The organism is Pseudomonas putida group bacterium ESBL64 (genome assembly GCF_045277175.1).
Lineage (GTDB): Bacteria > Pseudomonadota > Gammaproteobacteria > Pseudomonadales > Pseudomonadaceae > Aquipseudomonas > Aquipseudomonas alloputida.
Map to the genome: position 1 here is coordinate 4,878,618 of NZ_CP145799.1, position 21,304 is coordinate 4,899,921.

Here is a 21,304-nt window from a genome sequence, read left to right on the forward strand (position 1 = left end):
GTTTACCCGCGAATACGGTAGCAGCGTCAACGGTGAACGGCGGGTGAAAATTGGCCTGCAGGCCCGGCCCTTTCGCGGGTACAGGCAGGCGATCACTCAGAGCGGGCGCAGCAGGCCAAAGCGCTTGCGCAGCGCCCAGTCCAGCAACCGCCGCGGCAGCAACCGTGCCATCAGCGGCAAGGCTGTACTGCCATTCCCCAAACGTACCACTGCGGGCGCCGGCGACTTGCCGACTGCTGCCAGCACGCCTTGGGCAAATACCGCCGCCGACGTTGGCTTGTCCTGCGATGCCCGCGCCCGCGCCTGCACATGCTCACGCAAAGGCCACCACGCCGAGTCGACCGCCAGCACCTGCTCAGCCTGGCGCTGGGCATTGCTGGCGAACTGCGAGGCAATTGCACCCGGCTGTACTTCCATCACCTGCACACCGAACGGCGCCAACTCCAGGCGCAAGGCATCGCTCAGGGCATGCACAGCCGCCTTCGAGGCGCAGTACGCGCCGGCGAAAGGCGTGACCAGCACGCCCGATACACTGCCGATATTCACCACCAGACCGCGTGAGCGGCGTAGCAGCGGGAACAGCGCCCGGGTAACGCCGACCACGGCGAAGACGTTGGTTTCGAACTGCTGGCGCAGGGCGTCGACGCCACCATCGAGCAGTGGGCCCATGGCACCGTAACCCGCGTTGTTGATCAGGATATCGAGGGTTTGCAGTTCCTCTGCCAGGCGGGCCAGTGCCTCGCCGTCGTTTACATCCAGCTGCCGGGCCGTGTAGCCGGCGGCACTCAGTTGCTCGACATCCTCAGGCTTGCGGGCGGTGGCCCAGACATGGTGGCCCGCATCGCGGAAGGCGTCGGCCAGGGCGCGGCCGATGCCGCTGGAACAACCGGTGATCAGGACGGTGGGCATGGTAGGGGCCTGTTGTCATGGAGGATTGGTTGTTGCCTGTGCCGGCCTCTTCGCGGGTCAACCTGCCCCTACACCCTGCAGGAGCGGGTTGACCCGCAAAGAGGCCGGCATAGGCATCACATCAATTGGCAAATGTACCTTGCAGGTGCTCTGCCCGGAATTCCAGGGTCTGCGGCCGATAGCCGGAACGCAGCGGCGGCAATGGCAGGCAGTCATGCCACTCGGCCCCCGGCTGCAATTCACCTGGCCCTCGGTATCGCGGTGCATTGTAGGTGTTCTCGGCCAGGTTCACGGTATCGCCCGGTGCGTACGCTGCCACGCGCCAGCGCAGTTCGGTCAGCGGCACGTCGTTGCCGTTCTTCATGCGTACCTGCAGGGCACGGTCGGCGGGACAGTGTTCGGGGGCGTAGGTCAGGCGCAGGTCCAGGCGTGCCAGTCGACTGCTTTCACGGCTGTCTTGCCAGACCACGAACAAGGCCACCAGGCCCAGGCCAAACACGGCCGCCAGGGAGATGGGAAGAGCCTTGGCTGGGTAACGCAACAACAACACCAGCCAGGTGAGGATCAGCAGGGCACCGATCAGCATCGCGTAATCGCCTCATTCGCGCGCAGGGATGGCTACAGCCTATCTAAAACCCAGCGGTCAGGTAACCGGTGAGCAACTATGCCAGAAGCCAGACCTGGCAATACTGCGAGTAGTGGAAAGGGTACATCCATTCTAGATTCCGCCATGCCTATTCAAAAGGAGCATGGCCATGAGTGACACATCGGTTGAGCAAAAACCTGTGCAAGAAATGAAAAAAGCGCCTGCCAAGGGCACTGTTACGGCTGTCATCAGCCTTGCGGGTCAAAAGGAGGATTTCGTTTCCGAGGGCGTGGACTACGGGAGCGCTGAAAAATCAGCGTGGTTGTATGCGTACAAGGGGCAGGCCGAAGATGCGGACGTCTACATTGACTTCGATCTGGAACTACAGGAGGGCGTGCGGGATGTCGTTATCGGGGGTGAGGCGAACCGGGCGCTTGTTCACAAGCGCGGCACAACCTATGGCGGCTATGCGAAATCCGGACGTATCCGGAAACTCGAGATGACCGCCACAAGCATCAGGGCTGAATCCTTCGAATTTGAAGGGGAGGATGATTTGCAGCGACCTTTCAGGGTGATGGGTGGCCCATTCGACATCTACGTCATAGCCCCGACCCTTGAATGAGCAGCCCGCCCCTGGTCAGCCCAGGGGCGAGTCAGCATTTACTGCGCGATGGTCTTCACCGAAACGCCGCGCTCGATGGGGGTGGACGTGCGCCCATACACATCCTCGAAGCGCTCGATGTCATCCTCGCCCAGGTAGCTGCCGGACTGCACTTCGATGATCTCCAGCGGGATCTTGCCCGGGTTGCGCAAACGGTGCACCGAAGCGATGGGGATATAGGTCGACTGGTTTTCGGTCAGCAAGAACACGTTCTCGTCGCAGGTCACCTCTGCGGTACCGGATACCACGATCCAGTGCTCGGCGCGGTGATGGTGCATCTGCAGCGAGAGGCTGGCGCCCGGCTTGACGGTGATGTGCTTGACCTGGAAGCGGCCGCCCATGTCCACCGAGTCGTACGAGCCCCACGGGCGATACACTTCCAGGTGGTTCTGGGTTTCCGTGCGGCCCTGTTCGTCGAGGGTCTTGACCATCTGCTTGACGCCCTGGACCTTGTCCTTGTGGGCAATCATCATGGCATCCTTGGTCTCGACCACCACGATGTTCTCCAGGCCGATCACCGACACCAGTTTGCCGTTGCCGTGGATCATGCAGTTGCGGCTGTCTTGAACCACCACGTCGCCCTTGGTGACGTTGCCGTTGTCGTCTTTCTCGTGCACTTCCCACAGCGACGACCAGCAGCCTACATCGCTCCAGCCGGCCGACATCGGCACCACGCAGGCACGCTGGGTTTTCTCCATCACCGCATAGTCAATGGAGTTGTCCGGGCAGCAGGCGAAGGTGGCTTCGTCGATGCTCAGCACATCGCCGTCTTCCTGGCTGCGCTCCAGCGCCAGTACGCAGGTATCGTAGATGTCGCCGTCGTGCTTTTTCAGCTCTTCGAGGAAGCGGCTGGCGCGGAACAGGAACATACCGCTGTTCCAGAAGTAACCACCGGCCTGGACGAACTCGGCCGCGCGTTTTTCGTCGGGCTTCTCGACGAACTGCGCAACCCGCGCCACGCCTTCGGGCAGCAGCGCATCCTGGCTGGAACGGATGTAGCCGTAGCCGGTTTCCGGCTTGGTCGCCGGCACGCCGAACAGCACCATCTCGCCACGCTCGGCGGCCACGGTGGCCAAGGCCAAGGCACGTTGCAGGGCTTTCTGGTCATCGATCACATGATCGGCAGGCAGCACCAGCATCAGCTCGTCGCGGCCTTCGTTGACCAGCTTCATGGCAGCCATGGCCACGGCCGGCGCGGTGTTGCGGCCGAACGGTTCCATGAGGATGCCTTGGGTTTCCAGCTTCAGTGCGGCCAGTTGCTCCTGGACGATGAACTTGTGGTCCTTGTTACAGACCACGATCGGGGTGTCCATGCCCTCGAATACAAGGCGCTCGATGGTTTGCTGGAACAGCGTGTGCTCACCGGTCAGGGCCAGGAACTGTTTGGGGAACTGCTTGCGCGACAGAGGCCACAGACGGGAACCGCTACCACCAGAAAGAATTACCGGGATCATCATGTTTCTCCAATAGTCGTTGAGAGGCAGGGGAATCAGTTGCTAGCCACGGGGCGAGTTACCCACACCGGCGACAAGGCGTTGCCGGAACCCGTTACGTACAGCACTGCGGCTTCGCCGCGCTCCAGGGCGACGGGTTTCACGTCACCCACTTTCTTGTCTCCTTGGTACAGCGCCAGGTTGACCTTGACCGGGTTGATTTCGCGTTCGCCACGGCCGTTGGCGGCCACCGGCTTGACCACTTCGGTCTTGCCGTCGGCGGTTTTCAGGGTCAGTTGCTGGTCGCTCAGGTTCTGCACGCGCACCAGGGCTTTCTGCTTGTTCTTGAACGGTGGTTCTTCGATCAGCTTCGGGCTGCCGCTGTTGCTGTTGACCAGGGTGTAGTACTTGTCCGAGGCCAGCTTGACCGGCACGCTCTTGCCGCCGACCTGGGCGGTGTAGTCGCCGCCTGGCAGGAAGCTGAAATCGCTGCTGGCCTGTGCGCCAACCTGTTTGATCTGGGTGTTGCCGACCGACGCGGCGGCGGGTGCGCTGGTCGCGTTGTACAGGCGTACGAAGGTCGAGCCTTTCGGCGCACTTGGGCCATACAGTGCGGCGTCGGCACCGGCGAAGGCCTGCATCGAAGCAAGGGAAAGGCCGGCCGCGAGGGTGAGGGCTTTGGCAATGGAAGTCTTGGTAGTCATGTGCGTTTCCTCTCTATCAGTCAGTGGTCTGTCCGGGTGGACGACAAGGCCAGGTTTTCTTCGGATTTACGGGAGTTTTTCAGCTGCGCGATCCACTGCGGATCGAAGCTGCTGAGGTCGTTTTTCATTGGCAGATAACGTTCGGGGAATTCCCACACCACCACTTGTGGTGCGGCGTTTTTAAAGGCATCGCTTTGCAGGTACTTGAGCATCGGCAGCAGCGGGCCATGGCCGTCTTCGGCGTAGTTGGCGACGTCACTGCGCAGGGCCTGCTGCAGCGCGCCGAGGAAGTTCCAGTGCGGGTTGGCGCTGTAGCTGGTGCCTACCAGTGCAACCGGGATCTGCTTGTCGGCGAACAACGCGTCGCCGGCGTCACCCTCGGCATCGACCGGCCGGGTGGTGCGTTTCTGCAGGTTGTCCGGGGCCGGCAGCAGGTTGCTGAACAAGGGGTCCAGTGGCAGGAAGTTGGTCAGGTCGCCCTTGTAGGGGGCGGTGTTGCCCGCTTCGGTGATGAAGGCTTGTGGGTCGCCATTGAGCAGGCTCTGGCGGCTGACCGCTTCGGCCAGCGCCTGCGCCGCCACTTCGGCACCCATAGGCGTCCAGTGGGTATCGGTACGCAGGAATACCTGGCCGCGGGCCTTGGCCTGCTCCATCGGTGCCATCAGGTCCGGTGCGAACACGTTGGCCTGGCGTGCCTGGGCATGGAACTGGTTGTACAGGTCGTCATGCAGGCTGGAAGGCCGCTCTTTGCCCAGGTACTCGGCGTAGACCCGTGCCTTGGCCGGCACGATCGCCAGCACCAGCTGGCTACCGTGTTGCTGCAGGGTGTCGCGTACGCCACGGATCAGTGCCAGGTTTTCCTGCATCAATTGCTCGGCACCGGCGGTGGGCTTGAATTCTTCGTCGCTGAACAACCACTGGTCGCGGCCCAGTACCACACCAGGGCGGCCTTCGTTGAACAGTTTGAAGTCCATGGCCGCCCACAAGTTGGTGCCCAGGCGCTTGATCGGGAACTCGGCGTCGTAGTGGGTCTCGGCGGCCTTGGCCAGCTTGCCGTTGAGCAGGGTCATCTGCTCGGTGCGCTGGAAACTCTGCAGGCCACCGGTGGACCAGGCGCCCATGCCGACCAGCAGGCCGAGGAACGACAGGGAGTAGGTGATGCGTAATGTCCGGGTCATGGTCATCAACCTCAGAACTGGAAGTAAAGGAACGGCGAGTAGCTTTGCGCCGAAAGCTTGAGGATCGAGGCGACGAACAGCAGCAGGATCAGTGCGCGGGTCATCACCCGGGTCCAGTCCAGGCCGATCGAGCCGTCCGCGTTGACCTGCACCGGGGCCACCTTGGGCGTCGGTCTGGCATTGCGGTAGAAGTCGCGCAGGCCGAAGAACGCCAGGGTGAGGTAGGCGATGACCAGCGTGGCCACCTGCAGACCGGTGAGCTGGGCGCGGTTGAGCTCCGACAGCTGCCAGTCGCCGAAGCTGAACATGGCGCCGTACATACGGGCGGCCACCTGCAGGTTTTCGGCGCGGAAGATCACCCAGCCGACCACCACCAGCAGGAAGGTGAAGGCCCACTTCACCGGGTTGAAGCGCTGCGGGTTGGTGTCGAGGCCCAGCGCGCGCTCGATGGCCAGCCACATGCCGTGCCAGGCGCCCCAGATGATGTAGGTGAAGTTTGCACCGTGCCACAGGCCGCCCAGCAGCATGGTCAGGAACAGGTTGCGGTAGGTATTGAAGGTGCCTTTACGGTTACCGCCCAAGGTGATGTACAGGTAGTCGCGCAGCCAGGTCGACAGGCTGATATGCCAGCGCCGCCAGAACTCGGTGATCGACTGGCTGATATAGGGCTGCTTGAAGTTTTCCATGAAGCGGAAGCCCATCATCAGGCCCAGGCCGATAGCCATGTCGCTGTAGCCGCTGAAGTCGAAGTACAGCTGTGCGGTGTAGGCCAGGGCGCCGAGCCAGGCATCGCCCGTGGTGGGGTTTTGCAGGGCGAAGCAGTGGTCGGCGACCACGGCCAGGGTGTCGGCGATGAACACTTTCTTGATGAAGCCCTGCATGAAGCGGGTGCAGCCTTCGGAGAACTTGTCCAGGGTGTGGGTACGGTTGTTGAACTGGTCGACCAGGTCCTTGAAGCGCAGCACGGGGCCTGCGATCAGGTGCGGGAAAATCGCCACGAACGCTGCGAAGTCGATCAGGTTGCGGGTAGCCGGGGTGTCACCGCGGTATACGTCGATGATGTAGCTGATTGACTCGAAGATGTAGAACGAGATACCGATCGGCAGCAGCACGTGGGTCAGAATGAATGGCTCCAGGCCAAACGACGTCATGATCGCGTTCAGGCTGTCGACGCCGAAGTTGGCGTACTTGAAGTAGCCGAGGATCGCCAGGTCGACACCCACGCCGAGCAGCAGCCAGCGCTGCGCCGGCTTGGTGCGCACACCGGCGGCACCGACTTTCAGGCCGATCCAGTAGTTCCACAGGGTGACGCCGGCGAACAGTGCCAGGAAGTCCACCCGCCACCAGGCGTAGAAGATGTAGCTGGCGACCAGCAGCAGCAGGTTGCGATAACGTTGCCCGCTCAAGTAGTACAGGCCGAGGAAGATCGGCAAGAACAGGAACAGGAACACGTTGGACGAGAAGACCATCCCGGTTCTCCTAATTTGTTCACAGCATCCAGGGCAAAGCGCCCCCCAAACCCCCCAGTGCAAGACTGGAAGGCAACTTAGATTCCTGTGGGAGCGGGCAAGCCCTTGCCATGCACCGCGGTGGCTTCTTCGCGGGCATGCCCGCTCCCACAGGTTCCGCCCCCGCAATGGGGGTCAATTCATTTCTTGCTCTCTGCACTCGGGTCGTAGACCCGGGTCACATCGCCCCCCAGCCGGAAGCTGTTGAACGGCTGCATGTCGTGCTTGCGCTCAAGCGTGTCGCCGACGCAGTGGTACAGCGCACACCAGGGCTCGAGCCAGGAGTACTTGCTGTCGACCTTGAGGTCGGTCATGTCCTGTTTCTTGCCCGCGCGCGCCTTGAAGTGGCTGGGATCGCGGGCGCCGGCCAGCACGCCTTCACCCAGGCGCTGCAAGGCGAAGTTGTTCTCGGCGCGCAGGTCGACGCCATTGGCCTGGGCGAAGCTGGCAATCATCGCCAGCGGCGGCAAGGCGTAGTTGTGATAAGCCAGCGCGCGCTGCTTGCGCTTGATTTCGTTGGGCAGGAAGCCTTGGTCATCCACCTGGTTGGCGCCCACCTTGTATTCCTTCACGGCCCAGTCGAACAGGTCGCGACGGTCGGTGGCGACGGCGGTAGCCATGACCGACCAGGCCGCCCAGTAGCTGTGGTTGTTGATCTTCTCCAGCGGCAGGTCGCTCCAGTCACGCACAGTCTGCTCGGCCAGGCGGCTGAGCCATTTTTCGATCAGGTCGGCCTCGGCCTGGTGTGCCGCCAGCGGTTGCGAGTTGGAGAATTTCAGCCGCAACCATGAACCGCTCATGCTGCCCAGCGCCCATTTGCGCATCGACTTGCCGGTATGGTTGTAGTCGGTGGACAGCAATGCACCGGCGCGTGCCCAGGTACCCAGCCAGGTCAGGGTGCAGTCGAGTTGCGCCGGGCGGCCGTCGCGCATGTACTGGCCGACCATCTTGCTCACGCCTTTCTCCAGCGTGGTGATGTCTTCGGTCGACGTGCGGAAGGCCTTTTCCGAGGCTGCGTTGAGCGTTGCCCGTGCCTTGTCCGAGCCTTCGTACTTGCTGCGAAACTGCAGCGGGCCGGTGTATGGCTTGGGCGCCGCTTCGCAGCGGAAGTTACCCTCACCGGTCTTGAGCTTTTCGATCCCCTGGTAGTAACCCTGCGGCGGTACCAGCGCGGCGTGCGCGGCACCGCCAAACAAGGCCAACGCGAGCAGGGCGGGGCTGGAAATTCGCTTGAAAATGGTCATGGGTCGCCTCACTGGCCAGCCTGCGCGGTCTGCGCAGGCACGGCGAAGTTGTTGCGTTTGCAGAGCTTGGCTTCGACCTTCTGGGTGCCGCTTTCCGGCCCTTGTACCTCGAACGCCAGCAGGCTCTGGCTGGCCCAGTCCTCGTCTTCGCGCATCTGGAAGACGAAGCGGCCGTCGGTGTCGGAGGTTTCCGGTTTTTCCAGCTTGATGTCCTCATGGCGGCCGTTGAGGTACCAGAGGGTGGCCTGCAACACCTTCACCGAGGGGTCTTCGAACTTGACGTCCATCTGCAGGTTGCGGTTGATCAGGTCTTTGATCACGCCGCCCTTGCCGTTGACCATCAGCTCGTTCTTGCCAGGCTTGAGGGTGGCGCTGGCGCTCATCAGGGCTGGGCGGTCATCGCAGCCGTCATCGAGCAGGCCAAGGATTTGCCGCCAGATGGTTTCCTGGTCCAGGCGGTACAGCGGGGAGAATTCCCAGATCAGGATCTTCGGCGGGTTCTTCTGGAATTCCTCGCTGCCCAGGTACTGGATCATCGACCCTTCCAGGCCGCCGCCTGGGAAGGCGACGTTGAGCACGTCGGCGCCGATGTATTGCTCGAGGAAGCCCGAGAAGTTGTAGTTTTTGCCGCTGTGGCTGGTACCGACCAGGGTGATCTGCGCATTGCCGCTGTCACCGAACAGGTCGTCGCCACCGCTCGAGCCTTTCGGCTCGGTGGCGAACTGGTCCATGTACTGGACGGCGTAGCTGGTGCCGCACAGTTGGCCGGCAACGTTGTGCAGGGTGCCGGTCTTGCCCATGCGCCCGGACTTCTTCGTCTCGAATGCCTTGCGTGGGATGCCTTCGAAGGCCGGCATCTTGTGCACGGTGTCGGCCACGATCTTCGCCGCGCGCTCGGCCCCGTACGGCGTCCAGTGCTGGTCGCCACGGAAGTAGAAGTCCTTGCCCTGGTCAGCGGCGGCCAGTTGCTCGTTGGTCAGCGGTGACAGGTCGGGCACGTTGTAGCCCATGCTGGCGAAGCGCTTGAGCATGGCCTGGTAGTTGCCCAGGGCCTTCTGGTAGTCGAACGCGGCTTTTTCGGCCGGGTTGAGCATGTTGCGGTTCACCAGGCCGCGGGTCGGCTGGTACACCACCACCAGTTCCACGCCACGTTTCTTGAACGCGTCGTGCACTTGCTGCAGGCGTTTGTAGCCGGCTGGGGTGGTGTTGAACTCGGTGCGCAGGTCTTCGCGGGTGCGGAACAGCCAGTCGCCCTGGGCCTGCACCAGCGTGGTGAAGTTTTGCTGATAGCGGGTGGTGTAGCGGCTGGCATCGTGCGCTTCAGGGCACAACTGGCAGCAGGGCTCGGCGTTGAAGGTCGGGGCCTTGACGTCTTCGGCGCGCACGCCCTGGCTGATTGCCAGAAGGGCGGCGGACAGGCCCAGCAGTTTCATCAGGTGTGGAGTCATGGTCTGGGCTTCCTTAATCGATCATTTCGGTCTGGCGTTCGACCGGGTCGATCAGCACAGCCTTCTGCTGGCGTACCAGCAGGTCGAGGATTTCGTCCTGGCGCTCGCCCAGCACACCATTGAGGCTGATGCCGCTGGCCTTGCGCGGGGCGAGCATGGACACCTTGTACAGCTCGACCGACAGCGGCGAGTCGATCGACAGCGGGCCGGAGCCGTTGGCCGACAGCTCGCCACCCACCACGATCAGCGACACCTTGGTGTCGAACGGGTCGAGGGCGATGTCGCGGTCGGTGTCGGACAGGTCCTTGATGTGGCCGTATACGCCGACCAGGCCGTTGGCCATGGCGACGTTTTCGTACAGGCGGATGTTCACGCTGTTGCGCACGCGGATGCCGTGGCGGCGGTTGTTGACCAGCTTGTTGCCCCAGATCAGGTTGTCGCCGCTTTCGTACAGGGTGATGCCGTCGGTGTGGTTGCGGTAGATCTCGTTGTAGGCCACCAGGTTGTTGACGCTGTTACGGTCGATCACCACGCCCGAGAGCTTGTTGTCGTAGCTCTTGTTGTTGATGATCCAGCTGTCGTTGACCTCACGCGAAACGATGATGCCGTGCTTCTTCTTGGTGCCGTACACCGTGTTGCCGGCGATGATCAGGCGATGCGAACGGTCGTGCGGGTCGATGCCGTAGACGATGTTGTCGCGGTAGGTGCTGTCCTTGATCACGAAGTCCTGGGTTTCGTAGCAGTAGAAGCCGTACCACATGTCGCTGAACTCCGAACCGATGATCCAGCCGGTGGGCTCCGGGCGGCCCATGCGCTTGGCCATGTTCGGCGTGTACTGCGAGATGCTCACGCCATACGACTTGGACTTGGCGTAGCCGAAGCTGGCCATCTTCGTATTGACGATATAGGTCTCGGTACCGCCCCAAGACAGCAGAAACGGGCGGAATTCCTTGGGCGAGCGGAAGGTCGCCGGGCCGTTGTCCTTTTCCCGCCAGCCGGTCACCTGGGTGTCGGTTACGAACAGCTTGCCGTCATTGACCAGAAAAGCGCCGCCCTCCTGGGACAGGCGCAGCTGTTTGACCTTGCCGTCGATCTCGAGGATGCCCTTTTGCCCGACCACGATCGGCAGGCGTGCCAGGTAAACCCCAGGCTCGACTTCGCTGAAGTACTGTTTGGGTACCTTCTTGCTCAGCTCGGTCAGGTCGACATGGCCGTCATCGACGAAAATCGCCTGCGGGATGCCGTGCTGGCGCTGCACCCACTCGGCGGCTTTGTTGTCGCCGCCGACGAACTCCTTGAGGGTGTCCTCCTGGAACATACGGCGCAGGCTGACCTTGCCCTTGTGGCGACGGTCGATTTTCTTCTGCACCGCCTCGGCCGTGAAACCGGTGAGGTCGGGCAACTTTGGCGGGTCCATCTGCAGCGGCTCGATCGGTGCGCTGGCCACCGTATAGGTCTTGGCCTGCTGCAGCTCCTTGGCGATCACCTGGGGCTCTGCGGCAGTGGCCAGGCCGCTTGCCAGCAGCAAGGCACTGGCCAACAGGCTGTGACGTAAGTGCGGGTGAAGGTTCATCACGGTCAGTCCCCTACCGGCCTCAGAAGCGCCAGATGACGTCGACGAAGGCGCGGTGCATGTACGAGTCCGCTTCCTTGCCGTAGGCGTCGCCCGGCTTGAATACACCGGCACGCAGGCGCACCAGGGCTGACGGCTCGTCGATGGCTTGGCTCATCGAAGCCGGCAGCAGGCCTTGCTTGAAGTACTTGGTCACGACCACGTCCATTTCCTGGCCTAGGTCTTTTTCGCCATCGACCAGCGGGCGATTCACGCCGTTGTCGTTGACCACCGCGTTGATGCCACTGGAACCGATGTTCTGGTTGCCATCGACCCGCCAGAATTTGTGGTAGATCAGGCTCGCGTCATAATCGTCACGCAGCTGCCACGAAGCGAACAGGGTGGCGGCCTGCAGGTTGCCCAGCTCGCCGCGGAACGCTTCGCCGAAGCGGTGCACACGCGAGCGGGTGCCGGTGAAGTTGGAGCGGTTGCTCTCCAGGCCGGTCTGCTCGAAGTTGTTCGAGCCGTCATCGCCGCCGCCGCCGCTACCGCGGGCGTACGCAGCGCCGACCTGCCATTGCGGGTCCAGACGCAGGCGGATACCGAGGTCGGTTGCCCAGGCGTTGACGTCACCGCTCTGCTTGCCGGTGGCGACCTGGTCGTCACCCACCTGCTGGGTGCTCAGCTTGTCGCGGTCACCGGTCAGCCAGGTGACGCTGCCCCAGTAATTCACGGTGTGGTCGTTGCGCCAGTTGTAGGCGTCGCTGTTGGCCTCCAGGCCCAGCCAGGTAAGGTCGCCAGTGCGGGTCTTGTCCAGCGCGTCGACCGTTTCGCCGGGGTTCTTCAGGCTGCCGCTGTCATGTGTGTGGTGAGCGCGCAGGCCAACCCAGTGGCCAGGGGTCCACTGTGTGGCGACGTTGCCGTAGATGTGGGTGCGGTCCTTGTCTTCCGGCGCCAGTTCGGTGAGGTCGGTGCGGTATTCGCTGAAACGCTGGGCGACGCCCAGGTCGGCCTTGAGCAAGGTGGTATCGAAGGTCCAGTTCAGCGCTTCGATGTTGGTATCGCGCCACATACCATCGTCGCTGCGCAGGCGCTGGCGACCGAAGCGCAGTTGCTCGCCTGGGTAGGCGGTAAGGCCGCTGTAGCCGACCCAGAACTCGCGCATGGCCAGGTAGCTTTTGTCTGGTTGACGGCTGTCGTCGCCGGTGTCGGTGCTGGTGCCATCGTCGTTCTGGCGCAAGGTGTCGGTTTCGATGGTGTCGGTCGCAGCGACCGCCTGGCCCATGGCGTAGGCACTCCAGTTACCGCGCTCGCCGTACACCCACGGGCGCAGATCCAGGCCCAGGCCGTTGACGTCGCCGCCAGAGCGGGTGCCCAGGTCACGGTCGTCTTCCGACTGGCCGGTGATTTTCACGTCCAGGCCGAAGTTTTTTTCAGCGGTCATTTCCGCCAGGGTCGGGCAGGACCACAGCAGGGCGAAGCTCAGGCCGATGCCGGCTTTCACGAAGGGATTGAGCGTCATAGCGAGTCCTCACCGTCTACTTCTTTTTCGTCGTCTTGCAGGGCTTCGAGGGCCAGGGTGCTATTCGCGCCCTGCGCCAGGCTGCCGCGTGCACGCTTTTCCTGGTCCAGCAGTTGCTGGGCCTGGTTGCGCTGATCAGGTGTCAGTTGCTGGTCGAGCTGCTGCAGCAGTTCGGCTGATTGCGGCGTCGGGTTGGCCTGCGACAGCTGGGCGAACACCCAGGCGTTGCCCGGTTGCGGGCGGATGCCGTGGCCCTCGCTGAACAGCTGAGCCAAGGCATAGTCGGCGCTGTTCTGCCCGCCACGGGCGGCGGCCAGCAGGTGGTCGACGGCTTTCTGCGGCTCGACATTGCCCAGGTAGCCGCGGCGGTAAAGCTGGCCCAGGTAGTAATGGGCGCTGATCTCACCGGCTTCGGCAGCGGCTTGCAGGTGCTGCTCGGCTTTTTGAGCGTCGGCTGGCAGGGTTTTGCCTTCGTAGTACAGACGGCCCAGCAGCAGTTCGGCGCGTGGCTGTTCAGCTTCGCGGCCTTTGTCGATGTAGGCCATCAACTGGTCGGTGTCGCCCAGTTCGGGGAAGTCGTATACCAGCTGTGCCAGGCTGACCCAGGACGCCGGGTTGGCCGGGGCTACTTGCTCGAGCAGGTCCTTGGCGGTTTTTTCGTCGGTCTGGCCAAGGCTACGGTCGGCCAGCACACGGGCCACGCTGTCAACCCGGGTGGCCGGCACTGCGCCACGGGCGTACGCGGCCTTCAGCTGGCCGAGCAGGGCGGCTTGCTGGTCGGCCTGGCCGCGTTTCTGGTACACGGTGGCCAGTTCGACGTAGCAGATGTCGGTGCTGTTGAGCGCCGCCTTGCAGATCTTTTCCACTTCGCCCAGGTGCTGGTCATAGGTGCCCTGGGTGCGGTACAGCAGCACCTGGGCCAGGCCCGCTTCCGGGTTGCCGGCGGCGCGCCACTGGTCAATCTGCTGCTGCGCGTTGACCTTGGGGAAGCTCTGCGGGTAGCTGAGGTAGAGCATCGCCAGTGGGATCAAGGTGTTGCTTTCGCCTTGACTGGCCGCTTGCTTGAGCAGGGTCTCTGCTTCTTCGCGCTCGGCCTGGGTGCTGTCCGGCTTGGCCACCAGCAGGCGGCCAAGGCGCGCCTGGGCGCGTGGCGACGTGGCGGCTGCAGCGCGATAGGTGGCTTCGGCTTCCTTGATTTGCGAGGGGTCGCGGGTGGCCACCTTGATGTCCGCAAGGCCGACTTGCGCTTCGCTGTAGCCCAGGTCGGCCAGCGCCTTGTAGTTGCGCTCGGCCAATGCCGTGTCACCGCGCTTCATGGCCTCGTTGGCCAGACGCTGGTCGGGCAGGCCGGCACAGCCGGCCAGGGTGATGGCGGCGGCCAGTGCACACAATCCCAGGTTCACGCGGACCTTGTAGGTATCAGAGATCATTGTCCGTCCCTCACAGGCCACGGGCCACGGCTTTGTCGATCAGCCAGTTCAGCGAGGGGCCACGGTCGCTGTTGACCGAGGCCGGGCGGCCGGCCAGTTCGGCGGGCAGGCCGCTGTCTGGCTTGATCTGCACGCGGATGTCGGAGGACAGGTCTTCGCTGTTGAGGCTGGCGCTGCTGACGATCTGGCCGGTGCGCACTTCGTCTTCGCCGGCCACCTGGAAGTTGACCCGGGTACCCGGCTTGACCTCGTCGAACTGGCGGTAGCTGAAGCGCGCCTCGACCATCGGGTTGGTGGTGCGTGGGATCAGCTGGAAGATCGGCTGGCCCTTGGCTGCGTACTGGCCGTCGTCCACCAACTGGCGCGCGACCACGCAATCGCAGGGGCTGGTGAGGGTGCCGGACAGTTGCTTGCCGAACAGCTCCTCGATTTTCGCCGGCTCCAGCTGTGCGTCTTCAAGGTTGCCCTTGAGCATGTCCAGCATGCTGGTGGTGAAGCTGGCCAGTGGCGCGCCCTTGGCGATCTGCCCACCGCTTTCGACCAGGCTGCTCACGGTACCGTCGCGCGGCATGGTGACGTTGGTGGTGGGCACTGCGACCACACCGGCTTCGGCATGGCTGACGAAATACATGCCATACAACGATTTGGCGACGAAGCCAAAGGCCGCAACGCCGACCACGAACACGCCCAGTGTGACGGTGACTGCCTTGAAACGGCCGAAGGCGCTCAGGCCCGACCCACCGTCCTTCTGCTTGCGCGCCTTGGTGAAGTTGTCGCGCTGCAGGGTGCTGAGTACGTCGCCGATGCTGATCAGCTCACCCGACAGGTGGCTGGTGATGATGTGCCGCAACGTGGCGATGTCGCGAGGTTCAAGGTTCTGGAACTGCGCACCGATACGGCCATTGTCCGGGTTGTACGAGCGCACCTGGAACTCGATGTCGATCGACAGGCCCAGGTTGTCGACCACGAACTGCAGGCGCCCGCGCAGCACATCGCCCACCGACTGCGGTTGCTTGGCGTGGAAGCTCAGGCCGCCGGCAGAAAGGTCTTCGACCTTGACCTCGTGGACCTGGCGCTGGGCGTCCAGGAACCGCAGCTTGGCGGGAATGCGTACCCGGGCGTGTTGGCGCTGGGCTTCGGACTCATGCACGACATTGACGTTCACGGCGGTATTCATGGTGGTTTGTTCCTGTTAGATCCGATCCGGGTTGGGCTCACACGACCATGAACAGCACAGCAACGAAGATGCTGGCAGCCGAGAAGGTCATGGTCCGCGAGGACCAGGTGTTGAACCATTGTTGAAAGCTGGCGAGGTCACGCTTGAGGGCAGTGGGCTGACGCGTCCACGACTGCTTGTCGAGGCGGAAGAACACGTAGATCTTCATCAGCGCGCCGATGATCTGGTTGTAATAGAGAATCAGCGGGTAGGCTGGGCCTACGTTGTGGCCTGAGCACAGCAGCATGATGGTGAGGATCAGGCGCGTGATGCCGATCCACAGCAGGTACACCAGCAAGAAGGCCATGCCGAACTTGAGGCTGGCGATCACCGCCACGGTCAGGCCCAGCAGGCTGGTCCACATCGACACGCGCTGGTCGAACAACACGATGCTGGTGAACAGCCCCAGGCGGCGCAGGCCAAGGCCCAGTGCCCGTGAGTTCTGCCGCAGGTTGTTGCCGTACCAGCGGTACATCAGCTTGCGGCTGGCCTTGAGGAAGCTTTTTTCCGGCGGGTGCTCGACCGTGTTGATGGCGGCGTCCGGCACGTAGAAGGTGTCGTAGCCCAGGCGCATCAGGCTGAACCAGCTGGACTTGTCGTCTCCGGTAAGGAACTTGAAGCGGCCCAGGCGCCAGTGCATCAGCGAGTCGCTTTCGACGTCGGCGATGAACTCGGGGTTGGTCACCACACTGGCGCGGAACATCGACATGCGCCCGGTCATGGTAAGCACGCGCTTGGACAGGGCCATCGAGCACATGTTGATGTGGCGCTGGGCGAAGCGCAGCTTGTGCCACTCGCTCATGATGTAGCCGCCACGCACTTCGCAGAATTCATTGGTGGTCAGGCCGCCCACATTGGGGAACAGCTTGAACCACGGCACGGTCTTGCGCACCACGCCGTCGGCCAGCACGGTGTCACCGTCGATTACCGCCACCACGGCGTTCTCGTCCGGCAGCATGCGCGAGATGGCGCGGAAGCCGTAGGCCAGGCCATCGCGCTTGCCGGTACCGGCGATACGCACGATGTCCAGCTTCACGTGGGCCGGCGGGTTGTACTTGGCCCACAGGCTTTTCACCAGCAGTTCATCGGACATTTCCACCAGCGAGCAGACCACGGTGGTGGGGAAGCCGCAGTTGATCGCCTCGCGGATCACCGAGCTGTACACCTGGGCGGTGGTCAGCGCTTCGATACGGAAGCTGGTGACCATCAGGTAGACATGCGACGGGTCGGTGGCGTTACCCATTTTCTGCACCTTGCGGCGCAGGTACGGGTACACGCCGTAGAGGAAGATCATGCCGCGGATGAAATGGGTGGCGCCCATGGAGTAGCGCCAGATGCCGACTGCGCCGACCAGGAAGATGAAGTGCTTCGACTGCGAGTCGAAGATATCAGCTGGCAGGGCCAGGGCGATCAGCATGAGCAGGCTCATGTAGAGCAGCCACCCGGCGCACTGCAACAGCACTGTCTGGAGCCTTTGCATGTTCAGCATCCGTCGAGAATTCGGGAAAGGGTGGGCAGCGAGGAGGCGGCTCTTGTCGAGTGCCTCATCGCTGCCCGGCCGGGCACTTACCAGCAGATGCCTTCGGTACGGTGGGTGGTGCTGGTCGGTTTGTTCATGAAGCCGACCAGGTCGATCACCTGCTTGCCGGCTGGCGCTTGCAGGGCCAGCGCACGGAACTGCTCGTCACGGTTGCCGAGGACGATGATGTCGGCGTTGTCGATCACCTGCTGCAAGTTGGCGTTGAGCAGCGACGACACGTGCGGGATCTTCGACTCGATGTAGTCCTTGTTGGCACCGTGAACACGGGCGTACTGGACGTTCTCGTCGTAGATGTCCAGCTGGTAGCCCTTGCCGATCAGGCGCTCGGCCAGTTCCACCAGCGGGCTTTCGCGCAGGTCGTCGGTGCCGGCCTTGAAGCTCAAGCCCAGCAGGGCGACCTTGCGCTTGTCGTGGGCTTCGATCAGCTCGAAGGCGTTCTGCACCTGCGATTCGTTGCTGCGCATCAGCGAGTCGAGCAGCGGTGCCCGCACGTCGAGGCTGGCGGCGCGGTAGGTGAGGGCGCGTACGTCCTTGGGCAGGCAAGAGCCGCCGAAGGCGAAGCCAGGGCGCATGTAGTACTGGGACAGGTTGAGGACCTTGTCCTGGCAGACCACGTCCATCACCTCGCGGCCATCGACGCCCACCGCCTTGGCGATGTTGCCGATTTCGTTGGCGAAGGTGACCTTGGTGGCGTGCCATACGTTGCAGGTGTACTTGATCATCTCGGCCACTTCGATCGGCTTGCGGATGACCGGGGCGTCGAGTTCTTCGTACAGGGCCTGGAGGATGTCACCGCTGGCGCTGTCCAGTTCGCCGATGACCGTCATCGGTGGCTGGTCGTAGTCCTTGATGGCGGTGCTTTCACGCAGGAATTCCGGGTTGACCGCCACACCGAAGTCGACGCCGGCCTTCTTGCCCGAGCAATCTTCCAGGATCGGGATGACCACGTTCTTGACGGTGCCAGGCAGCACGGTGCTGCGCACCACGATGGTGTGACGGCGGGTGGTGTCACGCAGCACGTAGCCGATTTCGCGGCACACGGACTCGATGTACTCCAGGCCCAGGTCGCCGTTTTTCTTGCTGGGGGTGCCCACGCAGATCATCGACACATCGCTGGCACGGATGGCTTCGGCGAAGTCGGTAGTGCCGCGCAGGCGGCCATTGGCGATGCCCTGTTGCAGCAGTGCTTCCAGGCCAGGTTCGACGATGGGCGACTTGCCCTGGTTGATCAGGTCGATCTTGGTGCTGGACACGTCCACACCGATCACTTCATGGCCACGCGCCGTCAGGCAGCCTGCACAGACTGCACCCACATAACCCAAACCAAAGATGCTGATACGCATCGCTATCACCTCATGTGTTTATCACGCCGACGCCTCCGCAGAGAGCCGGGCTGGGTTGATTAACAACAGTTTTCGGGCGCACGGATCCATGGCGAATGCACACTTCGCCGAGCGCAGGCAAAATAAATCCGGAACGCAAAAAGTTATGCGCTCAAAGTTGGCACTCAATAGCCATTCATTAAAAAACGTGCCCTGAAATGCAGCCGTCTTTATTGCAATGCGCTACTTGGCGCGTTGCTGTGCTTGTTTTTTCAAGTGAATAAATCCTTTGAAATCAACCACTAGGACGATTTGTAAGGGACGCGTCTCTCCTGCATGGACAAGGTCTTCGGGGGGTTCCGTGATACCTGTCGAATTTCTTATGGCGGGCAGTGGATACCCGCCGTTGTCATCTGTAAGTCATCTCTCACAGCCCGTAGGCAGGACAATCGTTACGGCACTATGAGCGATTGCCTTTGGTAGAAGTTCCTGAGCCGGTTTCGCTCGAATGAAAGATTTCTAAATATTTATTCAGTTGCGGACAGTTTCAAATTGATAGCACGCGGGTGTTTCACCCCCGTGTATGAAGGACGTAACTGTTGCGAGATATTTTTATGCCAGCATCTGAAAATTTTTTTCAGAATTCGTCAAAAAAGGTATGAACGGTCTTATGTCGTTTGGCGATAAAGGTGGGCGTGCTGGATTTTTGGCGTCGGATTAATGGCGTTATGGCGGTTTGCAGCGTGCCCTGTTGCAGGGCGGAGAGGGGGTGTGGGCTGCTGGCCCCTTCGCGGGTGAACCCGCTCCTACGGGTAGCGCATTACCTGTAAGAGCGGGTTTGGCCGTGAAGGGGCGTTACAGGGTCACTCCGAGGGGTGATCGCGCAGGAACACCAAATGGTCCGGCTTGGACTGCTCGGCACTGTAGTAGTACCCCTGAGCATCGAACTGCTTGAGCTGTTCCGGGGTGCTGATGCGCTGCTGGATGACGAAGCGGCTCATCATGCCGCGGGCCTTCTTGGCGTAGAAGCTGATGATCTTGTACTGGCCGTTTTTCTGGTCCTTGAAGTCGACGTTGATCACCCGGGCCTTCAGTGCACTGCGTTTCACTGCACTGAAATACTCGTTACTGGCCAGGTTCAACAGCACGTCATCGCCTTGGTCGGCCAGGGCCTGGTTCAGCCATTCGCTGATGCGCGTGCCCCAGAAGGCGTACAGGTCCTTGCCGCGGGCGTTGGCCAGCTTGGTGCCCATCTCCAGGCGGTAGGGCTGCATCAGGTCGAGCGGGCGCAGCAGGCCATATAGGCCCGAGAGCATGCGCAGGTGGTCCTGAGCGTAGCTGAAGTCGTCTTCACTCAGGCTCTGGGCATCGAGGCCGGTGTACACGTCACCCTTGAACGCCAGCAACGCCTGCTTGGCATTGGCCGGGGTGAAGTCTGGGGTCCAGCTGCCAAAGCGCGCCGCATTCAGGCCGGCGAGCTTGTCGGACAGGTGCATCAGCTCGCTGATCTGCGCCGGCGACAGTTCGCGCAGTTGCTGGATCAGGGCCTGGGATTCATCCAGGTACTGGGGCAGGGTGAAACGCTCGGTCACTGGCGGGGTGTCGTAGTCGAGGGTCTTGGCGGGGGAAATCACCGTCAGCATCGGGTCGGCTCCTGGCATCGTTGGCCGAGGATTCTACGGGGTGGGCGGTACAAGTCCAAACTATGGCGACGATAGTCACAGCCCATGGTCGGTGCAGGCGCTATAGTTCGCGTTTTGCCGTTGCGGAGCCTTCCACTGTGCGCATTGCTTCTGCCTTGCTGGCCGGCCTGCTGAGCCTGGCCGTGCAAGCCGCCCCTTCACCTCAGGTCAGCCTGGACCGCAGCCTGTGGCCCGAACAGCTGGACAGCCCAGCGCTGTTCGATGTGGCTTCTCGGGCAGAAATCCTATCGTTCGCCCAAGTGCTGCACGAAAGCGAGTTGCTGGATGACGCAAGCCTGGCGGCCCGGCTGGGGCTGCGGCAGATCAACCTGCAGAAGGTGCGCCAGGTTCGGGCGCGCATGTGGCAGCGGTTGTGGGAGGGTTATCAACAGGCGCAGCGCAGTTGTGAGCAGGATGCATCATTCTGCTACCCGGTTACGTCCATGGCGGAGTTGCGTACACAAGCGGCGACGTTCGCTGCCGATGTCGGTGCGTTCTATACCGGCTGGATCGAACCGAGCCACCAGTTCCATGTCCGCTACCTGGACGAGCAACTGCGCAAGGCGGCGTTGCTGCCGCAGACCAGCAGCGAAATCGAGCGGTTGTCTTCGCGTGAGCGCAAGGGTGACGAACTGAACGACCGCATGTTCCTGCTGACCTTTGTCGGCGGGCCTGGGCCCGAGGGGGGCAGTACGGATCTACTCACCGATTACCTGCGCCGGCAAAAGCTCGAAGGCACGTTCTTCACGCTCGGTAACCGCTTGCAGCAACGCCGTGATGGCGCGGCGGCAAATGCCTTGCGCCAGCTCTATAGCGGGCAGTGCGTGGGTATCCAGGGGTGGGAATACCGCTCCCATGCGCAGTGGGCCGACTGGCAGGATTCGCTGCGGCGCAGCCAGGCGCGGGTGCAGGCTGATCTGCCCGAGCAGTATGTGCCGCTGTTCCGCCCTCCTTATGGCCAGCGCCGGGCTGACGGCGAAGCGTTCATGGCCCGCCAGCAGTTGCGGGTATCGTTGTGGGACATCGATGCCCAGGATGACGGTGCATTGAGCGCAGAGGCGTCCGCACAGCGCGTATTGACCCTGATGCTGTTGTGGCGCAAGGGCGTGATCCAGTTTCATGACAGCCTTCCCAAGGCGCAGCCGGCGGTGGAATGGTTGCTGCACAATACCGCGCAAAGCGGCATCGGCTGGGAGGATTGCCGGGAATATGGATACCGCGAATAGAGGGTATGACTTTTGAGCGTAGTCCCCTCTGACGCTGGCGCCAAGGCCTCTTCGTCAATCGGAAAAATAAACTTCAAAAATGCGTAAAAATGCTTTTTTCGGTCATGGTTTTTGCGGTATGAAGAAACCAGACAGCCGATTCC

The 21,304-nt window shown here is 62.3% G+C and carries 17 protein-coding genes; 2 read left to right on the top strand and 15 right to left on the bottom strand.

The window, feature by feature from the left end; all coding sequences use genetic code 11:
* Positions 1 to 96: 96 nt before the first annotated feature.
* Positions 97 to 909 carry an SDR family oxidoreductase gene (locus V6093_RS22135; RefSeq protein WP_003251736.1) on the bottom strand — a complete coding sequence of 271 codons (813 nt, stop codon included), beginning with the start codon at positions 907 to 909 and terminating at the stop codon, positions 97 to 99.
* Between the two features lie 121 nt (positions 910 to 1,030).
* A complete protein-coding gene (locus V6093_RS22140; protein ID WP_004577148.1) occupies positions 1,031 to 1,495 on the bottom strand; it encodes a hypothetical protein in 465 nt (154 codons plus the stop codon).
* A 169-nt stretch (positions 1,496 to 1,664) separates the two neighbouring features.
* Here V6093_RS22140 and V6093_RS22145 point away from each other — a divergent pair, with 169 nt between their 5' ends.
* On the top strand, positions 1,665 to 2,117 hold the full coding sequence (locus V6093_RS22145) for a hypothetical protein (protein ID WP_406669622.1): 453 nt from the start codon (positions 1,665 to 1,667) through the stop codon (positions 2,115 to 2,117).
* Between the two features lie 38 nt (positions 2,118 to 2,155).
* Here the strand turns inward: V6093_RS22145 and V6093_RS22150 are convergent, their stop codons facing one another.
* From V6093_RS22150 to yaaA, 13 genes are all read right to left on the bottom strand, one after another.
* Positions 2,156 to 3,610 carry a mannose-1-phosphate guanylyltransferase/mannose-6-phosphate isomerase gene (locus V6093_RS22150; RefSeq protein ID WP_003251742.1) on the bottom strand — a complete coding sequence of 485 codons (1,455 nt, stop codon included), beginning with the start codon at positions 3,608 to 3,610 and terminating at the stop codon, positions 2,156 to 2,158.
* 35 nt (positions 3,611 to 3,645) lie between these two features.
* Positions 3,646 to 4,293 carry an alginate O-acetyltransferase AlgF gene (locus V6093_RS22155; RefSeq protein ID WP_003251744.1) on the bottom strand — a complete coding sequence of 216 codons (648 nt, stop codon included), beginning with the start codon at positions 4,291 to 4,293 and terminating at the stop codon, positions 3,646 to 3,648.
* A 20-nt stretch (positions 4,294 to 4,313) separates the two neighbouring features.
* Positions 4,314 to 5,471: an alginate O-acetyltransferase gene (locus tag V6093_RS22160; RefSeq protein ID WP_406669623.1), complete on the bottom strand. Its 1,158-nt coding sequence runs from the start codon at positions 5,469 to 5,471 to the stop codon at positions 4,314 to 4,316.
* A gap of 11 nt (positions 5,472 to 5,482) precedes the next feature.
* Positions 5,483 to 6,940 carry an MBOAT family protein gene (locus V6093_RS22165; RefSeq protein WP_047604385.1) on the bottom strand — a complete coding sequence of 486 codons (1,458 nt, stop codon included), beginning with the start codon at positions 6,938 to 6,940 and terminating at the stop codon, positions 5,483 to 5,485.
* 179 nt (positions 6,941 to 7,119) lie between these two features.
* Positions 7,120 to 8,223 carry a mannuronate-specific alginate lyase gene (locus V6093_RS22170; RefSeq protein WP_019752510.1) on the bottom strand — a complete coding sequence of 368 codons (1,104 nt, stop codon included), beginning with the start codon at positions 8,221 to 8,223 and terminating at the stop codon, positions 7,120 to 7,122.
* Positions 8,224 to 8,231: 8 nt separating this feature from the next.
* Positions 8,232 to 9,671: an alginate O-acetyltransferase gene (locus V6093_RS22175; RefSeq protein WP_003251752.1), complete on the bottom strand. Its 1,440-nt coding sequence runs from the start codon at positions 9,669 to 9,671 to the stop codon at positions 8,232 to 8,234.
* Between the two features lie 13 nt (positions 9,672 to 9,684).
* Positions 9,685 to 11,244 carry a mannuronan 5-epimerase AlgG gene (algG, locus tag V6093_RS22180; protein WP_003251754.1) on the bottom strand — a complete coding sequence of 520 codons (1,560 nt, stop codon included), beginning with the start codon at positions 11,242 to 11,244 and terminating at the stop codon, positions 9,685 to 9,687.
* 22 nt (positions 11,245 to 11,266) lie between these two features.
* Positions 11,267 to 12,745: an alginate export family protein gene (locus tag V6093_RS22185; RefSeq protein WP_003251756.1), complete on the bottom strand. Its 1,479-nt coding sequence runs from the start codon at positions 12,743 to 12,745 to the stop codon at positions 11,267 to 11,269.
* A complete protein-coding gene (algK, locus tag V6093_RS22190; RefSeq protein ID WP_003251758.1) occupies positions 12,742 to 14,175 on the bottom strand; it encodes an alginate biosynthesis TPR repeat lipoprotein AlgK in 1,434 nt (477 codons plus the stop codon). Before algK ends, V6093_RS22185 begins: the two co-directional genes overlap by 4 nt.
* A 10-nt stretch (positions 14,176 to 14,185) precedes the next feature.
* Entirely contained in the window at positions 14,186 to 15,352 is a 1,167-nt protein-coding gene (locus V6093_RS22195; RefSeq protein ID WP_047604392.1) for a PilZ domain-containing protein, read from the bottom strand.
* Between the two features lie 37 nt (positions 15,353 to 15,389).
* Entirely contained in the window at positions 15,390 to 16,871 is a 1,482-nt protein-coding gene (locus tag V6093_RS22200) for a glycosyltransferase family 2 protein (protein WP_003251762.1), read from the bottom strand.
* A gap of 86 nt (positions 16,872 to 16,957) precedes the next feature.
* Entirely contained in the window at positions 16,958 to 18,274 is a 1,317-nt protein-coding gene (locus V6093_RS22205) for a nucleotide sugar dehydrogenase (protein ID WP_003251764.1), read from the bottom strand.
* Between the two features lie 842 nt (positions 18,275 to 19,116).
* Positions 19,117 to 19,896, bottom strand: a complete 780-nt coding sequence (gene yaaA, locus V6093_RS22210; protein ID WP_265978975.1) for a peroxide stress protein YaaA — start codon at positions 19,894 to 19,896, stop codon at positions 19,117 to 19,119.
* 137 nt (positions 19,897 to 20,033) lie between these two features.
* Here yaaA and V6093_RS22215 point away from each other — a divergent pair, with 137 nt between their 5' ends.
* Positions 20,034 to 21,161 (top strand): polysaccharide deacetylase family protein, encoded by a 1,128-nt coding sequence (locus V6093_RS22215; protein WP_406669624.1) that lies wholly within the window; start codon positions 20,034 to 20,036, stop codon positions 21,159 to 21,161.
* Positions 21,162 to 21,304 lie beyond the last annotated feature (143 nt).

What these genes read in the sequence shown, in the direction of transcription:
- V6093_RS22135 (WP_003251736.1), bottom strand. Translation starts at nt 909, where the DNA reads ATGCCCACCGTCCTGATCACCGGTTGTTCCAGCGGCATCGGCCGCGCC.
- V6093_RS22140 (WP_004577148.1), bottom strand. Translation starts at nt 1,495, where the DNA reads ATGCTGATCGGTGCCCTGCTGATCCTCACCTGGCTGGTGTTGTTGTTG.
- V6093_RS22145 (WP_406669622.1), top strand. Translation starts at nt 1,665, where the DNA reads ATGAGTGACACATCGGTTGAGCAAAAACCTGTGCAAGAAATGAAAAAA.
- V6093_RS22150 (WP_003251742.1), bottom strand. Translation starts at nt 3,610, where the DNA reads ATGATCCCGGTAATTCTTTCTGGTGGTAGCGGTTCCCGTCTGTGGCCT.
- V6093_RS22155 (WP_003251744.1), bottom strand. Translation starts at nt 4,293, where the DNA reads ATGACTACCAAGACTTCCATTGCCAAAGCCCTCACCCTCGCGGCCGGC.
- V6093_RS22160 (WP_406669623.1), bottom strand. Translation starts at nt 5,471, where the DNA reads ATGACCCGGACATTACGCATCACCTACTCCCTGTCGTTCCTCGGCCTG.
- V6093_RS22165 (WP_047604385.1), bottom strand. Translation starts at nt 6,940, where the DNA reads ATGGTCTTCTCGTCCAACGTGTTCCTGTTCCTGTTCTTGCCGATCTTC.
- V6093_RS22170 (WP_019752510.1), bottom strand. Translation starts at nt 8,223, where the DNA reads ATGACCATTTTCAAGCGAATTTCCAGCCCCGCCCTGCTCGCGTTGGCC.
- V6093_RS22175 (WP_003251752.1), bottom strand. Translation starts at nt 9,671, where the DNA reads ATGACTCCACACCTGATGAAACTGCTGGGCCTGTCCGCCGCCCTTCTG.
- algG (WP_003251754.1), bottom strand. Translation starts at nt 11,244, where the DNA reads ATGAACCTTCACCCGCACTTACGTCACAGCCTGTTGGCCAGTGCCTTG.
- V6093_RS22185 (WP_003251756.1), bottom strand. Translation starts at nt 12,745, where the DNA reads ATGACGCTCAATCCCTTCGTGAAAGCCGGCATCGGCCTGAGCTTCGCC.
- algK (WP_003251758.1), bottom strand. Translation starts at nt 14,175, where the DNA reads ATGATCTCTGATACCTACAAGGTCCGCGTGAACCTGGGATTGTGTGCA.
- V6093_RS22195 (WP_047604392.1), bottom strand. Translation starts at nt 15,352, where the DNA reads ATGAATACCGCCGTGAACGTCAATGTCGTGCATGAGTCCGAAGCCCAG.
- V6093_RS22200 (WP_003251762.1), bottom strand. Translation starts at nt 16,871, where the DNA reads ATGCAAAGGCTCCAGACAGTGCTGTTGCAGTGCGCCGGGTGGCTGCTC.
- V6093_RS22205 (WP_003251764.1), bottom strand. Translation starts at nt 18,274, where the DNA reads ATGCGTATCAGCATCTTTGGTTTGGGTTATGTGGGTGCAGTCTGTGCA.
- yaaA (WP_265978975.1), bottom strand. Translation starts at nt 19,896, where the DNA reads ATGCTGACGGTGATTTCCCCCGCCAAGACCCTCGACTACGACACCCCG.